Origin of the sequence: Ilumatobacter sp. (assembly GCF_041688325.1) — a bacterium.
In the GTDB taxonomy this organism is placed as follows: Bacteria; Actinomycetota; Acidimicrobiia; order Acidimicrobiales; family Ilumatobacteraceae; genus Ilumatobacter_A.
Window position 1 is genome coordinate 1 of record NZ_JBDNIJ010000242.1, and the last position, 2,553, is coordinate 2,553.

The window sequence follows — 2,553 nt, forward strand, 5'->3', positions numbered from 1 at the left end:
GATTCCCGTCCATCTCCGCCAATGGGTCCACGGATGTCCGCTGGTGTGTTTCGAAAGTCCCATACGCTGGGGTTATTCGAAATTCGATCCACGGACGTTCGTGGCCGTTTGCGGAGCGTTGCTCTCACATCAGATGAGTCGTGCTGCCTGACGAGAGCACCCGTATTCGTCGGCCTCCGTTTCTCTACGGCACTCGAGCGTGGGCGCGCCTTCTCGAGCGGATGGTCTGCGGGGAAATCAACGACGGTGAAATCAACGACGGCGCAAGTCCACAACGTCGCTCATGCTGAGCGATCACAGTATGCGTGCACCCGATAGCGCGACCTCGGATTCCCATCACTAAGTTCATCCCATGGCTGCTCTTGAATCAACTGTTGACATGTACGACCTCCGGATGTCTGAAGGTGTGCGCCCGCTGTACGAGAAGGTCAAGGCCTTCATTGTGGAGGAGGTTCAGCCGATGTCGGAGGAGTTCTTCCGCCTCGGTGCGACGCGTGAAGACCGCTGGGGTTATGCCCCGGGCCAGCTCGAAGTGCTGCAGGTCGTCAAAGACAAGGCCAAGGCCAACGGCCTGTGGAACTTCTTCCTCCCCGACGCCGAGACTGGCGAAGGTCTGTCGAACCTCGATTACGCATACATCGCTATCGAGTTGGGCAAGAACCCGCTCGCTTCGGAGTCGATGAACTGCGCTGCGCCCGACACGGGCAACATGGAAGTGCTCGAGCGTGTCGGCACTGAAGCGCAAAAAGAGCAGTGGCTCAAGCCTCTCCTCGCCGGTGAGATTCGTTCGGCATACGCCATGACCGAGCCCGACGTTGCTTCTTCCGACGCCAAGAACATTGCGTGTGTGGCTGAGCGTGACGGTGACGAGTGGTTGATCAACGGCGAGAAGTACTACATCTCCGGTGCTGGTGACCCGCGTTGCAAGATCATGATCACCATGGTGCAGACAAGCCCCGACGGCCCGCCGCACCAGCGTCAGTCGCAGATCCTCGTGCCCATCGACACGCCTGGCGTGCAGATCCTCGGCCCGATGCATGTGTTTGGTAAAGACGACGCACCGCATGGCCACATGCACATCAAGTTCGACAACGTTCGTGTGCCGTACGAAAACATTCTGCTTGGTGAAGGCCGCGGCTTCGAGATCAGCCAGGTTCGCCTCGGCCCAGGCCGTATCCACCACTGCATGCGGGCAATCGGTCAGGCCGAGAAGGCCCTCGAGATGATGGTGTCCCGCGGCCTCACCCGTGATGGTTTTGGAAAGCCGCTTGCCAAGCTTGGTGGCAATACCGAGATGATTGCTAAGGCCCGAATCGAGATCGAGTCGATGCGCCGGATGGTGCTCACTGCTGCCAACGCGATGGACAAGCTCGGTAATTCCGAAGCTCGTGTGTGGGTGTCGGCGGTCAAGGCCATGGTTCCGATTCGCGTCTGTGAGATCATCGACCAGGCCATCCAGATGCACGGCGCGACCGGCGTGTCGCAGTGGACGCCCCTTGCCGACATGTACACCAGCCAGCGCACGCTGCGCCTTGCTGACGGTCCGGACGAAGTCCATTGGATGGTCGTGGGCCGCAAGGAAGTCAATGACGGCGAAGACAAGGCCCGTGACTACAACCCGAAGGAGACGTTCCTCGCGAACAACTCCGAAGTCAAGGCTGGCGCATTCTCCGGCCCAGCCTGACCCGTACCTGACATCAGGTCGAACATCGGCCGGCGTTCTCCATTGCGAGGGCGCCGGCCGTTGCGCGTGTGAGTGAAGGTGTCAGATCGGGAGCGACATCACAGGCCGAGGTCTACCGAGCGTCATGTCCATAGCGGCAAGCATGCGCTCATACTCGAACAACCGGTTCGGTTGGTCGAGGTAGAGGCCCAGTGGTTCGATCATTCCGGTGGCACGCCAACCCAGTTTGTCGAAGAAGCGCCGACCGCTTGGGCTGTCTTCTGGGACCCATGCGGTGAGGCGGGTCCCACCGATCGATCGAAGCTCTTCTTCGATGGTCGACGCGAGTGCAGCACCGGCCCCGGTGCCCCACGAATTGGGGTGGAGCCAGATGTCTTCAATTTCAGCGCCAGAACGTTGGACGTGTGCGGCGGCGAAGCCAATGAGACCCTGGTCTCCTTCGGCCACGAACGTGTCGGTCTCATCGTTGATCAGCACCGCGCGGCACTCTGCGGCCCGATCACTGGCGAAGTCGTCGCCAGCAAAGACTCCAGCGGTGAACATGTCTTGAAAACCCTGTCGCCATGCAGCGGTGTACGCGCTGGTCATCGGCTCGAGGTCGTCAAGCGTGGCACGGCGAATTGACAGCACAGCTACGTATTCGGCAAACAACTGCCATTTCTTGAGTCGAAATCGCAGTCGCAGAGAGTGCGCTCGGGCGTGAGCGGCAACGTGTTCCCACTGTCACGCCGAGGTCTGCTTGGTTTCAAGCGGTGAGTGCAACGATCTTCTCGTTCCACATTTCTAGCGGAGTTCTAAACTCGTGGCGTGCTCGGGGCCGGCCGTTGAGCTCGCGGGCGACCTCATCGAGACGTTCTTGACTATGAACC

The 2,553-nt window shown here is 60.1% G+C and carries 2 protein-coding genes; one reads left to right on the top strand and one right to left on the bottom strand.

Annotation, left to right across the window (positions count from 1 at the left end):
• Nucleotides 1-352: 352 nt before the first annotated feature.
• A complete protein-coding gene (locus ACH2EI_RS13735) occupies nucleotides 353-1,684 on the top strand; it encodes an acyl-CoA dehydrogenase family protein (protein ID WP_395154922.1) in 1,332 nt (443 codons plus the stop codon).
• A gap of 81 nt (nucleotides 1,685-1,765) precedes the next feature.
• On the opposite strand, the gene ACH2EI_RS13740 is transcribed toward ACH2EI_RS13735, so the two are convergent.
• Complete coding sequence (locus tag ACH2EI_RS13740; protein ID WP_395154923.1) at nucleotides 1,766-2,335, bottom strand: GNAT family N-acetyltransferase; 570 nt, start codon at nucleotides 2,333-2,335, stop codon at nucleotides 1,766-1,768.
• Between the last annotated feature and the right edge of the window lie 218 nt (nucleotides 2,336-2,553).

Excerpts from the sequence above, each read along its gene's own strand:
- ACH2EI_RS13735 (WP_395154922.1), top strand. The coding sequence starts at position 353 with ATGGCTGCTCTTGAATCAACTGTTGACATGTACGACCTCCGGATGTCT.